The organism is uncultured Luteimonas sp. (assembly GCF_947492465.1).
In the GTDB taxonomy this organism is placed as follows: domain Bacteria; phylum Pseudomonadota; class Gammaproteobacteria; order Xanthomonadales; family Xanthomonadaceae; genus Luteimonas.
This window is the reverse complement of the sequence record NZ_CANLNF010000001.1, coordinates 968,887-986,415: the sequence shown is the minus strand read 5'-3', so window position 1 is coordinate 986,415 and position 17,529 is coordinate 968,887. Positions and strand designations below refer to the sequence as shown.

The following is a 17,529-nucleotide window of genomic DNA, read 5'->3' as shown; positions in this document are numbered from 1 at the left end:
AGCCGTCACTCCACTGGTGGCAGGTTCACTTGAAAGCGCTGGGCTAACTCCATGACGTCGTGAGGGACATGCTTCAGCAACGCGTCAAGATCGACGAGCACTTGGCTATACCGCCCGAGCCATGCCTCCCCGGCAATCCGACCTTGCGCGCCGAAGATTGCCGCGCGTAAGGACAGGTACAACGCGACGGCCCCTGCGTCGTGAATATCAGCTGCTGCCAATGGGCAAGAAGGACACCGACCATAGGCAGTGCACAGTCGGCTCTTACGTTGCATCGGCCAGGGCGAATCATAGGGATCAAAGCAATAGAAGCCCGGCGTCGCCGCGCCACGATCCATACGCGGAGTAAGCCGGCGGCGACGCGGATCTATCTTTCCATCTGTCCTAAACCAGCGATCCCTAAGAAGCATGGCGTTCCCGAGATACTCGGCCTCGCGCCACCGCGTACCGTCGCTGACATAGTGTTTGTCCGTAGTCTGAATATCTTGATGCCCAAGGACCTGGCTGGACACCACGATTCCCTCTCGGAAGGCAATCTCGTCGCCGATTGTTGCCCTGATCTGGCTGAGGGTAAACGGCGGGAGCCCATGATCCTCGCAGAACTCAATCAGGCCGCGTCGCCAAGACAAATCTCCACGGTGTAGTCCCGTGTCATTCCCACCAAATCCCCGCCCTGCGGGATTGGTACCGTTAAGCCGATTGAAAAGAAACAACCTATCCTTCAGCGGATCGCTGACTGTCGGGCGTACCAGCTTCGTCAAACGCTTAAGAAGGTCCAGGACCGGTTCAATGCGAGCGGCTGGAATCGGGATCAACGGGTCTTCGTCTGCTCGCCACTTGGGCCCTCCCAGTCGAACCACCGGCTGACCGAGCAATTCACCAGCATCGATACCTGACCACTCCAATTCAAACAACGTGGACGGATTCAAAGCGGACTCGATAGCCAGAAACACAACAATCGGCACTAGGTCGCGGGCATCTGGATAGAGAATTTCCTTGATCGCCACGATCCCATGAGCTTTCCTACTGCCGCCTGGGCTGACGTAGCGATACAACTCCGGATTGCTATCTTTCAGCACACTCAAAGACGGGAGACCCTGCGGATAACTCTGAGCGATGTAGGCAGCACATGTAGCAAGATCGAAAAGATCGAAGCTATCTGTAGCGAGTTTTTCATGCCCTTCCTGCAACAACCGCTCAGATTTCTCCAGTCTTATGCGGAGCGTCTCAATATCCTTAACGGAAGCATTATCGATCGCCTGCAATGCTTCAAACGACAACCTTTCTCGTGGCGTGGTCCGCGTTTCAACGCTATCCCATGTGACACTCGGCCTTGCGTCAAAGACAACTCGTGCCACTCGGCTGAAATTTGGAACAGACTTCAACGCATCCAGCGTGGCAACCAATGCCCCGAAGGTCGTCGTTCTCGTCTTCGGATGGATCACCTCCCCCTTCTTCGAGTCAATTTTTGTGTCCAACCACTGCTTGAATTGATTCCACAGCGACCGGTCAATCTCTTCAAGGCTGATGTGGAGGAATTCCTTTTCCCTCAGGAAGGCCAGAAATCCGACCTGAAGTTCGGATCGGCGTCCCATGATCGTTTTCGGTCGCTTGCCAACGCCATAGATGCGAAAACCCTCCGCTAGTGGCCTGGCCAAGCGTGGCGCCTCCCCCAAGAAGGAGATATCTAGGACAAACGGTTCCCGGCCTGGACCGGGAAATTCGACATGAATGTCGCGCAGGTCCTTGCTGAAATGAAGCTTGGTATGCTTCAGGCGGGCCTGATTCAGAGATTCAACGTTTTCCATCTCCCCAGACTTCTTTCGAGCTTGGGCAGCGACGGATGCGGCCGCACCGGTTTTGCGCTTGGCCTTCTTATTCTGAGAGAGGGCCGCATTAGATTCCGGCCGAATGTCGGGGGGCGCGGTCACAGGCCTTGCAGCCTTCGAGGCCTTGGCAACAACACTCGCAGTGGATCGCTTACTTGCCATTTCCCTTCGTCAGTCCTGCGAGCGTTCGGATGTCATGTTGACCACGAGGACCGAAAAGTTGGACGAATTTCAGGTAGGTGCGAATGGTTGTTTCCAGGCGCTCGTGACCAAGTTGCGCCTGGATTACCTTCCATGGCTCGGAATTCCCATTACCCACTTCAATCCAATAGCTGTAAACGGCATAGGTGTGCCGCAGATCGTGCACACTGTGATTGGCAACCGAAACCTGTGTGGCTAATCCTGATTCAGAATCGACGCGTTGCTTCAGCCGAATCAGTCCTGCGGAAATGCAGGCCTTTTCCACGATCTTCTCGAAACGTCGCGGGGTGAAAGAAGACCCAGGATCTGGCGAACGCTCCCCCGCCAGAAACAAAACTTTGGGCGTTTGCCTTCCCGACTTTCGCCCCAGCTCAAGGACACGGGCTCTCTCCCCTTCCATGTAGGCCTGCGTGTCAGCTATCAACCAGTTGGGCACGGCGACGTTACGCGCCACATTGCCCTTGCCAATCACCTCGATGGATTGCTGGGAAAAGGGGGATTCCGCATCAGGATGTAAGACAAGGAATTGATAGGGGTTGAGGGTCATGATCTCGGACAAGCGAAGACCAACCGCCCACCCCCAATCCGCCATGAGTCTGTCCCGGCATGGCCGTAAGTCCCCAACATCCCGGTCCGTGGCAGTGGGCCCTAACGAAGCAAGAAATCTCCTCAGATCGTCGGTCTTGAATGGCCGGATCGCGTTCTTCTTCGCACGTCGAGATGGCACCAAGCGCGAGGCGTCCGATGCCACATCAAGCAGATCGTCCGACTCGGATCTGGACTTCAATACGTCAGCGCCGCAGATGTCGCCAAAGTAGACGTTGCGCTTCCTGACGTAGTCATAGAACGCAATGACCGGCTGCATATAAGCAACGATTGTCCCGCTGCTGTATTCATTGCCAGTCACAGGACTGATGGCGGTGGATAAGCCATCTCGGAAATCAATCAGGTCGTCCTGGGATGCGGTTCGCCAATCGACGTTGACTTCTTGGCACCAGTTGAACCAGAACGCCAAGGCACTAGCCACGTTTTTCCATGTGCGCGGTGACGATCTGGATCCTGATTGGCAGTATTCGTCGTTAAGAAACGCCGTCGCTTCCTCGAACAGCCGTTGTTCCGTCTCCCAGAACAGGCTGGGTTGCCCAGCCTTCAATCCGCTGAAATCACGGCTGATGTGTACCGCGATGCCACTGTTCATAAGACAAGCCTCGTCGGAAAGCTTGATATGGACAGAATAGCACAGTTATATCATTGATTTAACTATCATTTCAGTTGATACAAGAACAACTATTCCGGTCTTTACCATTATTGAAACTCAGTCAATTGAACCCCCATCAATAGGCATCTACTGCGGGTTTTAATAGTTCATATTGCGCAGTCGAAGTCGCCGACCACCAGGATGCGGGTGTCGCGGGCGATGGCCTCGGCCAGCAGCCGCACCGCATCCACCAGCCCGCCCAGGTCGTCGGGCGGCGGGAGTTGCGCGAGCCGGGGCTGCGCCAGCGCCGGGTCGCCGATCCCGCGCGCGGCGTAGATGCGCCGCAGCAGCGGCGGCATGGTCGCGGGCCAGCCTTCGACCGGCTGGAACTCCCGTCGCCGGATCCGCGGCGACATCAGGCCTGGAAGTCCGCGCGCGGACGGCGCCAGAACCGCCAGCGCTGCCGGCGGTGGAGCGTGAACACGGCGCCGTCGGCGGTATCGAGCACCAGCGAATCGATCCGGCCGCTGCGCAACGCAGCCAGCGCCGGCCGCAGCCAGGCCTGGTCGAGCGTCGGCAGGTCGCGCATCGTGGTGAGGTCGAAGAGCGTGTCGCCTTCCCCCGCCGCGTAGCTGTCGGGCAGCGGTGCGTCGATCCCGGCGGTCGCGGCGAGCGCACAGGCCAGTTCGTCCCCGCCATGGAAGCGCGCATGCGGCGAGGCGACATGGTCGGGCAGCGCGCCGCCGCCCCAGAACCACAGCGAGTTCACCGGCCGCTTGCCGGCCGCGGCGCGGCGCGCGTTCCACGGATGGTTGTGCAGGACCACCTGCGCCTCGGTGAGCAGGCTGCGCCAGCGGCGCCCTTCGCTGCCCGCGGCCAGGTGTTCGAACAGGTCCGTGCCGAGCGCCTCGTCGGGTCCGGTGAACGCCGGCAGCCGCGTCGACGGCGCCAGCCGCAGGTACCAGCGCGACGGCACCGGCGCATCGATCGGCATGCCGGCATCGCCGAACAGCGGGCGCAACGCGGGCAGCAGCTGTGCCACGTCCCCGGCATCGAGGTCCAGCGTCGCGCCATGGTCGAGCAGGCGCGCGCCGTTGATGTCCGGCTGGATGCGGCAGGGATCGGCGCGCAGCCACATGGCGCCAGCGGCATCCCCCGCGTCGAACTGGCGGGTGAGCGCCGCCACCGGCCAGTGGTCGGGCAGCAGGCGTACGTGGCGGCGCAGCTGCGCCTGCCGGCCTTCGTCCAGGCCGCTGGCCACGTCCGCGCGCCCCAGCGCCACGGCAACCTCCGCCGATGGCGCGCCGAGCCGGCGCGCCGCGGGCAGCAGCAGGGTCGCCCTGGACACCGGCGCCTCAGCCGCCGTAGCTGACGTCGACGATCTCGTACTCGCGGGCGCCGGCGGGCGCTTCGATCGTGATGCTGTCGCCGGCGTGCTTGCCGATCATCGCCCGCGCCACCGGCGAGGAGATCGCGATCAGCCCGAGCTTGATGTCCGCTTCCAGGTCGCCCACGATCTGGTAGCGCTTTTCCTCGTCGGTCTCGACATCGGCGATCGTGACCGTCGCGCCGAACACGATCCTGTCGCCGACGTCGAGCTTGCTCACGTCGATGACGTCGGCATGGGAAAGCTCGCCTTCCAGCTGCTGGATGCGTCCTTCGATGAAGCCCTGCTGCTCGCGGGCGGCGTGGTACTCGGCGTTCTCCTTGAGGTCGCCGTGGGACCGCGCCTCGGCGATGGCGGCGATCACCGCCGGCCGCTTCACCGACTTGAGTTCATCGAGTTCGGCGCGCAGTCGTTGCGCACCGGCCATGGTCATGGGTGCTCGCATGTGTGTATCAGCTCCTCAGGCGTCCGGACGCAGGGTGTCGTGCAGTTCCTGCAGCGCCCACACTGGGCCGCTGCCACGGAAATCCAGCGAATGCAGCAACGCCCTGGCGCCTGCGACGGTGGTTGAATAGGTCACGCGCTGTTGCAGCGCCTCGCGCCGGATCGAGAACGAGTCCGCGATCGCCTGGCGCCCCTCGGTGGTGTTGACGATGTAGGCGATCTCGCCGTTCTTGATCAGGTCGACGATGTGCGGACGGCCCTCGAGCACCTTGTTGACCTGCTCGCACTCGATGCCGTTCTCGCGCAGCCACTGGGCGGTGCCCGCGGTCGCGACGATGCTGTAGCCGCGCTCGACCAGGTCGCGCGCGACCGGCAGCACGCGCTTCTTGTCCGGATCGCGCACCGACACGAACGCCTTGCCGCTCGCGGGCGGCGCCTTGATCCCCGCCGCTTCCTGCGCGCGCGCGAACGCGGCGCCGAAGCTGCGGCCCACGCCCATCACCTCGCCGGTGGAGCGCATCTCCGGGCCCAGGATCGGATCCACGCCCTGGAACTTGGCGAACGGGAAGATCGCTTCCTTGACCGAGTAGTAGTCCGGCACGATCTCCCTGGTCGCGCCCTGCTCGGCCAGGGTCATGCCGGCCATGCAGCGCGCGGCGATCTTGGCCAGCGGCAGGCCGGTGGCCTTCGACACGAACGGCACCGTGCGCGAGGCGCGCGGGTTCACTTCCAGCAGGAAGATGGTGTGGTCGCCGTCGTCGTCGGTCTGCACCGCGAACTGGGTGTTCATCAGCCCGACCACGTTCAGCGCCTTGGCCATGGCCACCACCTGCTCGCGCAGGCGGGCCTGCACGTCGGCGGGCAGCGAGTACGGCGGCAGCGAGCAGGACGAATCGCCCGAATGCACGCCCGCCTCCTCGATGTGCTCCATCACGCCGCCGATCAGCACGTTGCCGTCCTTGTCGGCGATCACGTCGATATCCACTTCCACGGCGTTGTCGAGGAAGCGGTCGAGCAGGACCGGCGAGTCGTTCGACACCTTCACCGCGTCGCGCATGTAGCGGGCGAGGTCGGCATCGGCGTGCACCACTTCCATCGCGCGGCCGCCGAGCACGTAGCTCGGCCGCACCACCAGCGGATAGCCGATCTCGCGCGCCAGCACCTGCGCCTCCTCGGCGCTGCGGGCGGTGCGGTTGGGCGGCTGCTTCAGGCCCAGCTGGTCGACCAGCTTCTGGAAGCGTTCGCGGTCCTCGGCCAGGTCGATCGACTCGGGCGAGGTGCCGATGATCGGCACGCCGTTGGCCTCCAGCGCGCGCGCCAGCTTCAGCGGGGTCTGGCCGCCGTACTGCACGATCACGCCCTTGGGCTTCTCCAGCTCGACGATCTCCAGCACGTCCTCGAGCGTGAGCGGCTCGAAGTACAGGCGGTCGGAGGTGTCGTAGTCGGTGGACACGGTTTCCGGGTTGCAGTTGACCATGATGGTCTCGTACCCGTCCTCGCGCAGGGCCAGCGCGGCGTGCACGCAGCAGTAGTCGAACTCGATGCCCTGGCCGATGCGGTTGGGGCCGCCGCCGAGCACGATGATCTTCTCGCGGTCGGTCGGATCGGCCTCGCACTCGTCCTCGTAGGTCGAGTACATGTAGGCGGTGGTCGTGGAGAACTCGGCCGCGCACGAGTCCACCCGCTTGTACACCGGGCGCACGCCGTGGGCGCGGCGCAGCGCGCGCACCGCCGATTCGTCGGTGCCCACCAGCTGCGCCAGGCGCGCGTCGGAGAAGCCCATGCGCTTGAGCGCGCGCAGGCGCGCGCCGCCGAGGGCGTCGATGCCGGCGGCGGCCACCTCCTTCTCGGCCGCGACGATGTCCTCGATCTGGTCGAGGAACCAGGGATCGACGAACGACAGCGAGAACACCTCGTCCACCGTCAGCCCGGCGCGGAACGCATCGGCCAGGTAGAACAGGCGCTCGGGACCGGCTTCCTTGACCTCGCGGCGCAGGATGGCCAGGTCGGTCTCGTCGGACAGGTCGAGGCCGGTCGGGTCGAAGCCGACCTTGCCGGTTTCCAGGCCGCGCAGCGCCTTCTGCATCGATTCGGAGAAGGTGCGGCCCATCGCCATCACCTCGCCCACCGACTTCATCTGGGTGGTCAGGCGCGCATCGGCCTGCGGGAACTTCTCGAAGGCGAAGCGCGGGATCTTGGTGACCACGTAGTCGATCGACGGCTCGAACGAGGCCGGGGTCTTGCCACCGGTGATCTCGTTGCGCAGTTCGTCGAGGGTATAGCCCACCGCCAGCTTCGCCGCGACCTTGGCGATCGGGAAGCCGGTGGCCTTGGACGCCAGCGCGGAGGACCGCGACACGCGCGGGTTCATCTCGATCACCACCACGCGTCCGGTCTGCGCGTTGATGCCGAACTGCACGTTGGAGCCGCCGGTATCCACCCCGATCTTGCGCAGCACCGCGATCGAGGCGTCGCGCAGGCGCTGGTATTCCTTGTCGGTCAGCGTCTGCGCCGGGGCGACGGTGATCGAATCGCCGGTGTGCACGCCCATCGGATCGAGGTTCTCGATCGAACAGACGATGATGCAGTTGTCCGCGGTGTCGCGGACCACCTCCATCTCGAACTCCTTCCAGCCCAGCACCGATTCCTCGACCAGCACCTCGCTGGTCGGCGAGAGTTCGAGCCCGCGCTTGACGATCTCCTCGAACTCCTCGCGGTTGTAGGCGATGCCGCCGCCGCTGCCGCCGAGGGTGAAGCTGGGACGGATGATGGTCGGATAGCCGACGGTGGCCTGGATCTCCACGGCTTCGTCGAAGGTCTTCGCGACCGCGGCCTTCGGGCACTCCAGGCCGATCTCGCCCATCGCCACGCGGAACAGCTCGCGGTCCTCGGCCATGCGGATCGCATCGCGCTTTGCGCCGATCAGTTCGACCCCGTACTTCTCGAGCACGCCGTTGTCGGCCAGGTCCAGCGCGCAGTTGAGCGCGGTCTGCCCCCCCATGGTCGGCAGCAGCGCGTCGGGTTTTTCCTTGGCGATGATCTTCTCGACCGTCTGCCAGTTGATCGGCTCGATGTAGACCGCGTCGGCCATCTCCGGGTCGGTCATGATCGTCGCGGGGTTGCTGTTGACCAGCACCACCCGGTACCCCTCCTCGCGCAGCGCCTTGCACGCCTGCGCGCCGGAGTAGTCGAACTCGCAGGCCTGGCCGATGACGATCGGGCCGGCGCCGATGATGAGGATGGTCTTGAGGTCGTTGCGCTTTGGCATCAGTGCTTCTCTGCGTGCGTGTCCGACATGGACGCCACGAAACGGTCGAACAGCGGGGACACGTCCCGCGGGCCGGGCGAGGCTTCCGGATGGCCCTGGAACGAGAACGCGGGGGAGTCGGTCAGTTCGATGCCCTGGTTGGTGCCGTCGAACAGCGAGCGATGGATGACCCGCACGTTGGCCGGCAGGCTCGACTCGTCGACCGCGAAGCCGTGGTTCTGCGAGGTGATCATCACCCGGCCATCGTCGAGCGACTGCACCGGATGGTTGGCGCCGTGGTGGCCGTTGGGCATCTTCATGGTCTTCGCGCCCGCGGCCAGCGCCAGCAACTGGTGGCCCAGGCAGATGCCGAACATGGGCATCTTCTTCGCCAGCAGTTCGCGGATCGCCGCGATCGCGTAGTCGCACGGCTCCGGATCGCCGGGACCGTTGGACAGGAACACGCCGTCGGGCTGCATCGCCAGGACTTCGGACGCCGGCGTCTGCGCCGGCACCACGGTCAGCTCGCAGCCGCGTTCGGCCAGCATGCGCAGGATGTTGCGCTTGACCCCGAAATCGTAGGCGACCACGCGCAAGCGCGCCGGCACCTGCACGGTCCTGCCGCTGTCCAGGTCGAGGCTTCCCTCGTTCCAGGCGTAGGGCGCTTCGGTCGTCACCACCTTGGCCAGGTCCATGCCCTTGAGGCCGGGGAACTTGCGCGCGGCCTCCAGCGCCTTCTCGACGTCGATGTCGCCGGCCATCAGCGCGCCGTTCTGCGCGCCGCGTTCGCGCAGCAGGCGGGTCAGCTTGCGCGTGTCGATGCCGGCGATGGCGACGATGCCGCGTTCCTGCAGCCACTGCGGCAGCGCGACCTGGCTGCGCCAGCTGCTCGGGCGGCGCGGCACGTCGCGCACGATCAGCCCGGCGGCCCAGACCGTGGCCGCTTCGTCGTCCTGGTCGGTGCAGCCGGTATTGCCGATGTGCGGATAGGTCAGCGTCACCAGCTGGCGCGCGTACGAGGGATCGGTGAGCACTTCCTGGTAGCCGGTCATGGCGGTGTTGAACACCACCTCGCCGACCGACAGGCCGTTCGCGCCCACGGAAACGCCCTCGAATACGGTGCCGTCTTCGAGGACGAGGATTGCAGTCTGGGTCACTGGCTTCGCCTACGTGAGGTTGCAAAAAACCGCCGGAGCGGCTTCGGACCGGTCCGGGGCGTGAGGAATCAGGCGAGCGGGAATGATACCGGTGCGCCGGCTGCCGCGCCAGAGGAAGGCGACGGGAACTGAACGGTTCGCGAGCGGAATGCGGCGCGCGAACGCGTGCGGATCCGGCCGTGGGCCGCTGAAAACGGCCGTCCCGCGGATGGCGCGGAATCCGCGTGCCGGCAGCAGCGAAACCGGAGCTGCGCGGCGCCCGACAGGTGATCGCGCGCTACAGCAGGTCCCGCACCCGGTACAGGCCCGGCGCACGCCCGGCCAGGCGCGTCGCCGCGTGCAGCGCGCCGCGCGCGAAGATGTCGCGATTGGTTGCACGGTGAACCAGTTCGATGCGCTCGCCGGCCGCCGCGAACTGCACCAGGTGTTCGCCGACGATGTCGCCGGCGCGCAGCGACGCGTAGCGCGGCTGTGCGCCACCCCGCCCCGCCGCCTCGCCCAGCGATAGCGCGGTGCCCGAGGGCGCGTCCTGCTTGCGGCTGTGGTGCGATTCGACGATGTCGCAGTCCCAGCCCGGCAGCGCCGCGGCGGCGCGCTCGACCAGCTCGTCGAGGACCGCCACGCCCAGGCTGAAGTTGGACGCCCACAGCACCGCGACGGTGCCCGACGCATCGCGCAGCGCCTGGCGCTGGCCGTCGGAAATGCCGGTCGTCCCCGACACGAAGGCCGCCCCGCGCGCGACGCACAGCGCCAGCACCGGATCGAAGCCTTCAGGCAGGCTGAAATCGATGGCGGCGTCGAAGGCGGGCACGCCCGCGAGTTCGCTGCTGGCGAAATGCGGCACGCCGTCGACCACCCGCTGGCCGATGCGGCGCTGGACCGCGGCCACCACCTGCAGCTCGCGCAGGTCGCCGGCCAGGCGCAGCAGCGCCTGGCCCATGCGCCCGGAGGCGCCGTGGATGAGGAGTCGGATCGGCGAGGCGGTCATGCACGCAGGCTAGCCGCGCGCAGGGTGGCCGGCAAGCCTGCCGCGGTCAGGAGACCATACGGTCCCAGAAGCCCCTCACCCCGTCGAGGAAGGTGCTGGACTTGGGCGAATGCCGGCGCGCGTTCTCGCCGGTGAACGTCGCCTCGAACTGTTCGAGCAGCTCGCGCTGCTCGCTGGTCAGGTTGACCGGCGTCTCCACCACCACCTTGCAGTACAGGTCGCCCGGCGCGCGGCTGCGCACCGACTTGACGCCCTTGTCGCGCAGGCGGAAGACCTTGCCGGTCTGGGTTTCCGCCGGGATGCGGATCTCTGCGTCGCCGCCCAAAGTCGGCACGCGCACGGTGTCGCCCAGCGCCGCCTGCGAGAACCGGATCGGCACCTCGCAGTGCAGATCGTCGCCGTCGCGTTCGAAGATCGCGTGCGCACGCACGCGCACCTCGACGTACAGGTCGCCCGGCGGCGCGCCGGCCGGACCGGCCTCGCCCTCGCCCGACAGGCGGATGCGGTCGCCGCTGTCCACGCCCGCCGGCACCTTCACCGACAGCACCTTCTCGTCTTCGATGCGGCCGTTGCCGTGGCAGCTCTGGCAGGGGTTGGCGATGGTCTGGCCGCGGCCATGGCAATGCGGGCACGGCTGCTGCATCGAGAAGATGCCGCGCTGGAAGCGCACCTGTCCGCGGCCGTTGCAGGTGCCGCAGGTCTCGAGCTTGCGATCGGCCGAACCGCTGCCGTCGCAGTCCTCGCACTCGGCCAGGGTCGGAATCTCGATCCGCTTCTCGACCCCGCTCACCGCCTCCTCGAGGTCGAGCTCCATCACGTAGCCCACGTCGGCGCCGCGGCGCGGCCCGCGGCCGGCCGCGCCACCGCCGAAGATGTTGCCGAAGATGTCGCCGAAGATGTCGCCCATGTCGGCGCCGCCGAAACCGGGCCCGGCGTTGCCGCCACCCATGCCGTGCTCGAACGCGGCGTGGCCATGCTGGTCGTACATGCGGCGCTTGCCGCCGTCCGACAGCACTTCGTAGGCCTCCTTGCACTCCTTGAACGCGGCCTCGGCGGCCTTGTCGCCCGGATTGCGGTCCGGGTGGTGCTTCATCGCGCAGCGGCGATAGGCCTTCTTCAGGTCTTCTTCGCTGGCGCTGCGGGCAACGCCCAGGACTTCGTAGTAGTCGCGTTTCATCGAGCCGGGATCAAAGGGTCGGGAGTCGGGATGGCGGGGACGGGAACCCGGGGCACGGCAGCGGAAACGGGGAACCGGACCGGCCGGCGGGCGCGTCGCGCCTGCCGGGGGCCGGTTCCCCTTCCGTGCCCCGCTTACTTCTTCTCTTCGTCCTTGACCTCGGTGAACTCGGCATCGACCACGTCGTCGCTGCCGGGCTGCGCGCCTGCGCCGCCGTCACCGGGCTGCTGGGCCGCGGACACCGCGGCGAACAGCGCCTGCGCCGCTTCCTCCAGGGCCTTGGTCCGGCTTTCGATCTGGCCCTTGTCGTCGCCCTTCATCGCGGTCTCGACGTCGGCGATCGCAGACTCGACCCGGCCGATCACGTCGCCCGGCACCTTGTCGCCGTTGTCCTTGATCGCGCTGCGGGTGCTGTGCACCAGCGCGTCGGCCTGGTTGCGCGCGCCGACGAGCTCATGGAACTTGAGGTCGTCCTCGCGGTGCGCCTCGGCGTCGGCCACCATCCGCTGGATCTCCTCGTCCGACAGGCCCGAGCCGGCCTTGATCTCGACCTTCTGCTCCTTGCCCGTCTTCTTGTCCTTGGCGGTGACGTGGACGATGCCGTTGGCGTCGATGTCGAACGACACCTCCACCTGCGGCATGCCGCGCGGCGCCGGCTCGATGCCCGACAGGTCGAAGCGGGCCAGCGACTTGTTGAAACGGGCCTGCTCGCGCTCGCCCTGCAGCACGTGCACGGTCACCGCGGACTGGTTGTCCTCGGCGGTCGAGAACGTCTGCGAAGCCTTGGTCGGGATGGTGGTGTTCTTCTCGATGATCTTGGTGAACACGCCGCCCAGGGTCTCGATGCCCAGGCTCAGCGGGGTCACGTCGAGCAGCAGCACGTCCTTGACGTCGCCTGCCAGCACGCCGCCCTGCACCGCCGCGCCGATGGCCACGGCCTCGTCGGGGTTGACGTCCTTGCGCGGCTCCTTGCCGAAGAACTCGGCCACCGCCTGCTGCACCTTCGGCATGCGGGTCTGGCCGCCGACCAGGATCACCTCGCTGATGTCGGACGCGCGCAGGCCCGCGTCGTTGAGCGCGACCTTACACGGCTCGATGGTCTTGCGCACCAGGTCGTCCACCAGCGCCTCGAGCTTGGCCCGGGTCAGCTTGATGTTGAGGTGCTTGGGACCGGAGGCGTCGGCCGTCACGTACGGCAGGTTGACCTCGGTCTGCTGGGCGCTGGAGAGTTCGATCTTGGCGCGCTCGGCCGCGTCCTTCAGGCGCTGCAGGGCCAGCGGGTCCTTGCGCAGGTCGATGCCCTGGTCCTTCTGGAACTCCTCGACCAGGTAGTCGATGACGCGCTTGTCGAAGTCCTCGCCGCCGAGGAAGGTGTCGCCGTTGGTGGCCAGCACCTCGAACTGCTTCTCGCCGTCGACTTCCGCGATCTCGATGATCGACATGTCGAAGGTACCGCCGCCCAGGTCGTACACGGCGATCTTGCGGTCGCCGCCGGCCTTGTCCAGGCCGTAGGCCAGGGCAGCCGCGGTCGGCTCGTTGATGATGCGCTTGACGTCGAGGCCGGCGATGCGGCCGGCGTCCTTGGTCGCCTGGCGCTGGGAGTCGTTGAAGTAGGCCGGCACGGTGATCACGGCCTCGGTGACCTTCTCGCCCAGGTAATCCTCGGCGGTCTTCTTCATCTTCTCCAGGATGCGCGCGGAGACTTCCTGCGCGGAGAGCTTCTTGCCGTCGCTGGTCTGCACCCAGGCGTCGCCATTGTCATGGGCGACGATGGCGTACGGCACCAGGTCGAGGTCCTTCTTGACCTCGGCGTCGGTGAACTTGCGGCCGATCAGGCGCTTGACCGCATAGAAGGTGTTCTTGGGGTTGGTGACGGCCTGGCGCTTGGCGGACGCGCCAACCAGGACCTCGCCGTCCTTGGTGTAGGCCACGACCGACGGCGTGGTGCGGTCGCCCTCGCTGTTCTCGATGACCTTGGCCTTGCCGCCGTCCATGATCGCCACGCACGAGTTGGTCGTGCCCAGGTCGATGCCGATGATCTTTGCCATGATGGGTTTCCCTCTGGAATCTTGTGTGCTGGCGGCGGGCCGCCGATGGTGCGTATCTGGGGGGCGGGGCCTGTCCCTTCAAGGGGCGGACCCTGCCCGGATGGCCTCGCGGCCTGCGTGACGCAGCGCGCGCGGGCCCGATCTGCTCCGGCCTCCCCTGCCGGGGAGCGAAGGCCTCAGTCGTGCTTGGCGACCGACACCAGCGCCGGGCGCAGCAGCTGGTCGTTGAGCACGTAGCCCTTCTGGAACAGCTGGAACACGCTGCCGGGCGCGACTTCGGCGGTTTCGACCGCGCTCATCGCGTTGTGCTTCTCGGGGTCGAAGGCGTCGCCCTGCGCAGGGGCCACTTCGGCCAGGCCGTTGTTGCCGCACACGCGGGTCAGCTCGCGCAGGGTCAGCACCACGCCATCGCGCAGCGGGTCTTCGGCCGGGGCGGTGTTGAGCGCCGCCTCGAGGCTGTCGAAGACCGGCAGCAGGTCGCCCAGCAGCTGCTTGTTGGCGAAACGGCAGGCATTGCGCACGTCGCGCTCGAGGCGCTTGCGCTGGTTCTCCATGTCGGCGCGGTCGACCAGCGACTGCGCGCGCAGCTGCTCGAGTTCGGCTTCGAGCGACTGGATGCGATCGTCCGGGGTGTTCGGTTCTTCGGCCGCGGGCGCGGCGTGCTGCATCGGTTCCGTGGTCATGTCCTGGGCTGGAAAAAGGCGGTCGCAGGCCGCCGGCCCCGCAGCTATGGGGCCGGCAGGTCCGGATTCAAGGCGGCGCCGAGCAGGTCGGCCGTCGCCTGGACCACGGGGATGACCCGGTCGTAGGCCATCCGGGTGGGCCCGATCACGCCCAGCACGCCCAGCACCTTGCCGCCCGCCGCGTACGGCGCGGTGACCACCGAAACCCCTTCCAGCGGCGCCAGCCCGGTTTCCTCGCCGATGAAGATGCGCACGCCCGGGGCGTGGATGGTGCGCTCGAGCAGCTGCAGGATCTCGCGCTTGCGGGCGAATGCCTCGAACAGCTCGCGCAGCCGGTCGAGGTCGGAGAGGTCCTGCACGCCGATCAGGCGGGTCTGCCCGGCCAGCACCATGTCGTCGCTGTCGGCGGGTGCCAGTGCCTGCTCGGCCAGCTCGACCGTCTGCGACAGCAGCGCCTCCATCTCGTCGCGCGCCGCCTGCAGTTCTCGCACCAGGGTCGCGCGGATGTCGGCCACCGGGCGTCCGGCGAAGTTGGCGTTGAGATAGTTGGCCACCCGCTCCAGCTCCGAGGCCTCGAACGGGCGCCGGGTCTGGATGATCCGGTTCTGCACGTCGTGGTCGGCGAACACCAGGATCGCCATCACCCGCTGCCCGTCGAGCGGCACGAAGTCGATGTGGCGGAAGGCGAACTGCTCGCGGCGCGGCACCGAGACCACGCCGACGAAGTGTGTCATCGCCGAGACCAGCTCAGAGGCGCTGCCCAGCAGGGACTGGGTGCCGCCACCGGCCGACAATTCGCCGCGCAGCCGCGCCAGCTCCAGGGTGGGAAGCGGCTGCACCTGCAGCAGCGAGTCGACGAAGACCCGGTAGCCCTGCGCGGTCGGGATCCTTCCTGCCGAGGTGTGGGGCGCGGACAGCAGCCCCTGCTCCTCCAGGTCGGCGAGGATGTTGCGGATCGTGGCCGCGCTGACATCCAGCCCCGCGTGCCGGGCCAGGGTCTGCGAGCCGACCGGCTCGCCATCGCGGATATGGCGGGCGATCAGGGTCCGCAGCAGCTGGCGTGCGCGCTGGTCGAGATTGCTGCCTGGCGGGGTTGCGGCCATCGGTTGATTAGATCGCCCGGGCCGGTGGGCCGCAAGCACGGCCTGTCCAGGCCGCGCCGGAGGCCGCAGCGCCGGGTCTGGCCCGGCAACTGGTGTCCCCGGCATCAGACCGGTGCGTCGGGGGACCGTGCAACCGACAGCCCACGGGAGCGCGAACGGGACGCCGCGGCCGGGGACCGGAACGCTCCCCGGACCCCGACCGCAGGCCGGCTGCCGGTCCGGCCACCGCTGTCTCGGTTCCTGCGAACGCGCGCACTACAATGCGCGACCATGCTCAAGCGCCTGACCCTTCGCGACTTCGCCGTCGTCCCCGAATCCGAACTCGAGTTCGGTCCGGGCATGACCGTGATTTCCGGCGAAACCGGCGCGGGCAAGTCGCTGCTGGTCGACGCCCTGGGCTTCCTGTCCGGCCTGCGCGCCGACGCGGGCATGGTCCGCCACGGCGCGCAGCGTGCCGAACTGCATGCCGAGTTCGATCCGTCGGCCGTCCCGGTGGCGCTGGCCTGGCTGCGCGAGCAGGAGTTCGACGACGGCAGCGCCTGCACCCTGCGCCGCACCCTGCGCGCCGACGGTGGCTCGCGGGCCTGGATCAACGGCCGGCCGGCCACCCTCGCCCAGCTCTCCCAGCTGGCCGGTCTGCTGGTCGAGATCCACGGCCAGCACGAACACCAGGCGCTGCTCGAGAAGGCCAGCCAGCTCGCCCTGCTCGATGCCTTCGGGCGGCACGAACCGCAGCTGGCCGCGGTGCGCGAAGCGGCCGCCGCCTGGGGCGCGCTGCTGCGCGAGCGTGACGCGCTGTCGAAAACCGGCGACGTGTCCGAACGGATCGACTGGCTCGGCCACCAGCTGGCCGAACTCGAACGCGAGGACCTGCGCCCCGAGGCGATCCAGGCCCTGGTCGCCGGCCACCGCCGCCAGGCCCACGCGGCCGGCCTGATCGCGGCCTGCGACGAGGCCCTCGATGGCCTGGCCGGAGATGATGGTCCGGCCTTGGTGCGGCGCCTGCAGCAGCTGCGCGGCGGACTGGCGCGCGAGCGTGCGCACGAACCGCGGCTCGGCGAGGTCGACGCGATGCTCGATTCGGCGGCGATCCAGCTCGACGAGGCGACCCTGCTGCTGCAGCGGGTGCGCGACGAGCTGGACATCGATCCGGCCCAGTTCGAGGCGCTGGACGCGAGCCTGGCGCGCCTGCATGAACTCTCGCGCAAGCACCGCGTGGCGCCGGAGGAACTCGCCGGGCGCCAGGCAGGCTTCGCCGCCGAACTCGAGTCGCTGCGCGATGCCGGCACCCGCCTGGCCTCGCTCGACGGCGAGATCGCGAAGGCCACCGCGCGCTGGCGCGAGGCGGCCGATGTCCTGGGCCAGGCCCGGGCCGAGGCGGCGGCGCGGCTGTCCAGCGCCACCACCGCACTGATCGCCGAGCTGGGCATGGGCGGCGGCGTGTTCGAAGTGTCGCTGGAACCGGTCGATGCCGGCCGCCCCGATCCCCAGGGCGGCGAGCGCGTTGAATTCCTGGTGTCCGCCAACGCCGGCCAGCCGCCCCGTCCGCTGCGCCGCGTCGCCTCGGGCGGCGAGCTGTCGCGGGTGTCGCTGGCGATCGAGGTCGCGGCGCTGGGTTCGGACACGGTGCCGACCATGGTCTTCGACGAGGTCGATTCGGGCATCGGGGGCGCGGTCGCCGAGATCGTCGGCCAGAAGCTGCGGGCCCTCGGCGCCCGCTGCCAGGTCCTGTGCGTGACCCACCTGCCGCAAGTGGCTGCGCAGGGGCATGCGCACTACCTGGTCAGCAAGGCCGACCTCGACGGCCAGACCCGCTCCGCCGTGCGCCCGCTCGACGCCCGCCAGCGGCAGGAAGAGCTGGCGCGGATGCTGGGCGGCGTGGAAGTGTCGAAGGAAGCGCGCGCGGCCGCCAGGCGGCTGCTGGCCAGCACCGCCGACTGAATCGTCCGCCGGCCCAAAGCCTGCGCCTCCTCAAGCGCCTTCACGCCGCGACCGGGGCGAATTCCCGCCACGTCCGTCGCCCGGACCGGCCTGGGGCGCCCCCGCCCGGGGCGCGCGCCTCCCTTC

At 67.4% G+C, this 17,529-nt stretch carries 12 protein-coding genes and 1 pseudogene; 1 reads left to right on the top strand and 12 read right to left on the bottom strand.

Annotation, left to right across the window (positions count from 1 at the left end; genetic code table 11):
• Nucleotides 1–5: 5 nt before the first annotated feature.
• From Q0863_RS04380 to hrcA, 12 genes and pseudogenes are all read right to left on the bottom strand, one after another.
• Nucleotides 6–1,808 carry a hypothetical protein gene (locus Q0863_RS04380; protein ID WP_298575437.1) on the bottom strand — a complete coding sequence of 601 codons (1,803 nt, stop codon included), beginning with the start codon at nucleotides 1,806–1,808 and terminating at the stop codon, nucleotides 6–8.
• 172 nt (nucleotides 1,809–1,980) lie between these two features.
• Nucleotides 1,981–3,228 (bottom strand): site-specific integrase, encoded by a 1,248-nt coding sequence (locus tag Q0863_RS04375; RefSeq protein ID WP_298575434.1) that lies wholly within the window; start codon nucleotides 3,226–3,228, stop codon nucleotides 1,981–1,983.
• 176 nt (nucleotides 3,229–3,404) lie between these two features.
• Nucleotides 3,405–3,644: pseudogene (locus Q0863_RS04370) on the bottom strand (single-stranded-DNA-specific exonuclease RecJ); the annotation flags it as partial.
• Nucleotides 3,644–4,576 (bottom strand): phosphoglycerate mutase, encoded by a 933-nt coding sequence (locus Q0863_RS04365; RefSeq protein WP_298575431.1) that lies wholly within the window; start codon nucleotides 4,574–4,576, stop codon nucleotides 3,644–3,646. The pseudogene Q0863_RS04370 and the gene Q0863_RS04365, both read right to left, overlap by 1 nt.
• 7 nt (nucleotides 4,577–4,583) lie before the next feature.
• Nucleotides 4,584–5,048: a transcription elongation factor GreA gene (greA, locus tag Q0863_RS04360; protein WP_298575912.1), complete on the bottom strand. Its 465-nt coding sequence runs from the start codon at nucleotides 5,046–5,048 to the stop codon at nucleotides 4,584–4,586.
• A 27-nt stretch (nucleotides 5,049–5,075) separates the two neighbouring features.
• Nucleotides 5,076–8,327: a carbamoyl-phosphate synthase large subunit gene (carB, locus tag Q0863_RS04355; protein WP_298575429.1), complete on the bottom strand. Its 3,252-nt coding sequence runs from the start codon at nucleotides 8,325–8,327 to the stop codon at nucleotides 5,076–5,078.
• The gene (carA, locus tag Q0863_RS04350) at nucleotides 8,327–9,463 is read right to left on the bottom strand and encodes a glutamine-hydrolyzing carbamoyl-phosphate synthase small subunit (RefSeq protein ID WP_298575427.1); all 1,137 of its coding nucleotides are present in this window, start codon (nucleotides 9,461–9,463) and stop codon (nucleotides 8,327–8,329) included. The genes carB and carA overlap by 1 nt, the downstream gene beginning before the upstream one ends.
• Nucleotides 9,464–9,740: 277 nt before the next feature.
• Entirely contained in the window at nucleotides 9,741–10,451 is a 711-nt protein-coding gene (gene dapB / locus Q0863_RS04345; RefSeq protein ID WP_298575425.1) for a 4-hydroxy-tetrahydrodipicolinate reductase, read from the bottom strand.
• 46 nt (nucleotides 10,452–10,497) lie between these two features.
• Nucleotides 10,498–11,628, bottom strand: coding sequence for a molecular chaperone DnaJ (gene dnaJ, locus Q0863_RS04340; RefSeq protein ID WP_298575423.1), 1,131 nt, complete (start codon nucleotides 11,626–11,628; stop codon nucleotides 10,498–10,500).
• A gap of 134 nt (nucleotides 11,629–11,762) precedes the next feature.
• On the bottom strand, nucleotides 11,763–13,676 hold the full coding sequence (gene dnaK / locus Q0863_RS04335) for a molecular chaperone DnaK (RefSeq protein ID WP_298575421.1): 1,914 nt from the start codon (nucleotides 13,674–13,676) through the stop codon (nucleotides 11,763–11,765).
• Between the two features lie 176 nt (nucleotides 13,677–13,852).
• On the bottom strand, nucleotides 13,853–14,359 hold the full coding sequence (gene grpE / locus Q0863_RS04330) for a nucleotide exchange factor GrpE (RefSeq protein WP_298575418.1): 507 nt from the start codon (nucleotides 14,357–14,359) through the stop codon (nucleotides 13,853–13,855).
• Between the two features lie 44 nt (nucleotides 14,360–14,403).
• Nucleotides 14,404–15,462, bottom strand: a complete 1,059-nt coding sequence (hrcA, locus tag Q0863_RS04325) for a heat-inducible transcriptional repressor HrcA (RefSeq protein ID WP_298575416.1) — start codon at nucleotides 15,460–15,462, stop codon at nucleotides 14,404–14,406.
• Nucleotides 15,463–15,732: 270 nt separating this feature from the next.
• Between hrcA and recN the strand changes: the two genes are divergently transcribed.
• Nucleotides 15,733–17,403 carry a DNA repair protein RecN gene (gene recN / locus Q0863_RS04320; RefSeq protein WP_298575413.1) on the top strand — a complete coding sequence of 557 codons (1,671 nt, stop codon included), beginning with the start codon at nucleotides 15,733–15,735 and terminating at the stop codon, nucleotides 17,401–17,403.
• Nucleotides 17,404–17,529 lie beyond the last annotated feature (126 nt).

Excerpts from the sequence above, each read along its gene's own strand:
- Q0863_RS04380 (WP_298575437.1), bottom strand. The coding sequence starts at position 1,808 with ATGGAAAACGTTGAATCTCTGAATCAGGCCCGCCTGAAGCATACCAAG.
- Q0863_RS04375 (WP_298575434.1), bottom strand. The coding sequence starts at position 3,228 with ATGAACAGTGGCATCGCGGTACACATCAGCCGTGATTTCAGCGGATTG.
- greA (WP_298575912.1), bottom strand. The coding sequence starts at position 5,048 with ATGACCATGGCCGGTGCGCAACGACTGCGCGCCGAACTCGATGAACTC.
- carB (WP_298575429.1), bottom strand. The coding sequence starts at position 8,327 with ATGCCAAAGCGCAACGACCTCAAGACCATCCTCATCATCGGCGCCGGC.
- dapB (WP_298575425.1), bottom strand. The coding sequence starts at position 10,451 with ATGACCGCCTCGCCGATCCGACTCCTCATCCACGGCGCCTCCGGGCGC.
- dnaJ (WP_298575423.1), bottom strand. The coding sequence starts at position 11,628 with ATGAAACGCGACTACTACGAAGTCCTGGGCGTTGCCCGCAGCGCCAGC.
- dnaK (WP_298575421.1), bottom strand. The coding sequence starts at position 13,676 with ATGGCAAAGATCATCGGCATCGACCTGGGCACGACCAACTCGTGCGTG.
- grpE (WP_298575418.1), bottom strand. The coding sequence starts at position 14,359 with ATGACCACGGAACCGATGCAGCACGCCGCGCCCGCGGCCGAAGAACCG.
- hrcA (WP_298575416.1), bottom strand. The coding sequence starts at position 15,462 with ATGGCCGCAACCCCGCCAGGCAGCAATCTCGACCAGCGCGCACGCCAG.
- recN (WP_298575413.1), top strand. The coding sequence starts at position 15,733 with ATGCTCAAGCGCCTGACCCTTCGCGACTTCGCCGTCGTCCCCGAATCC.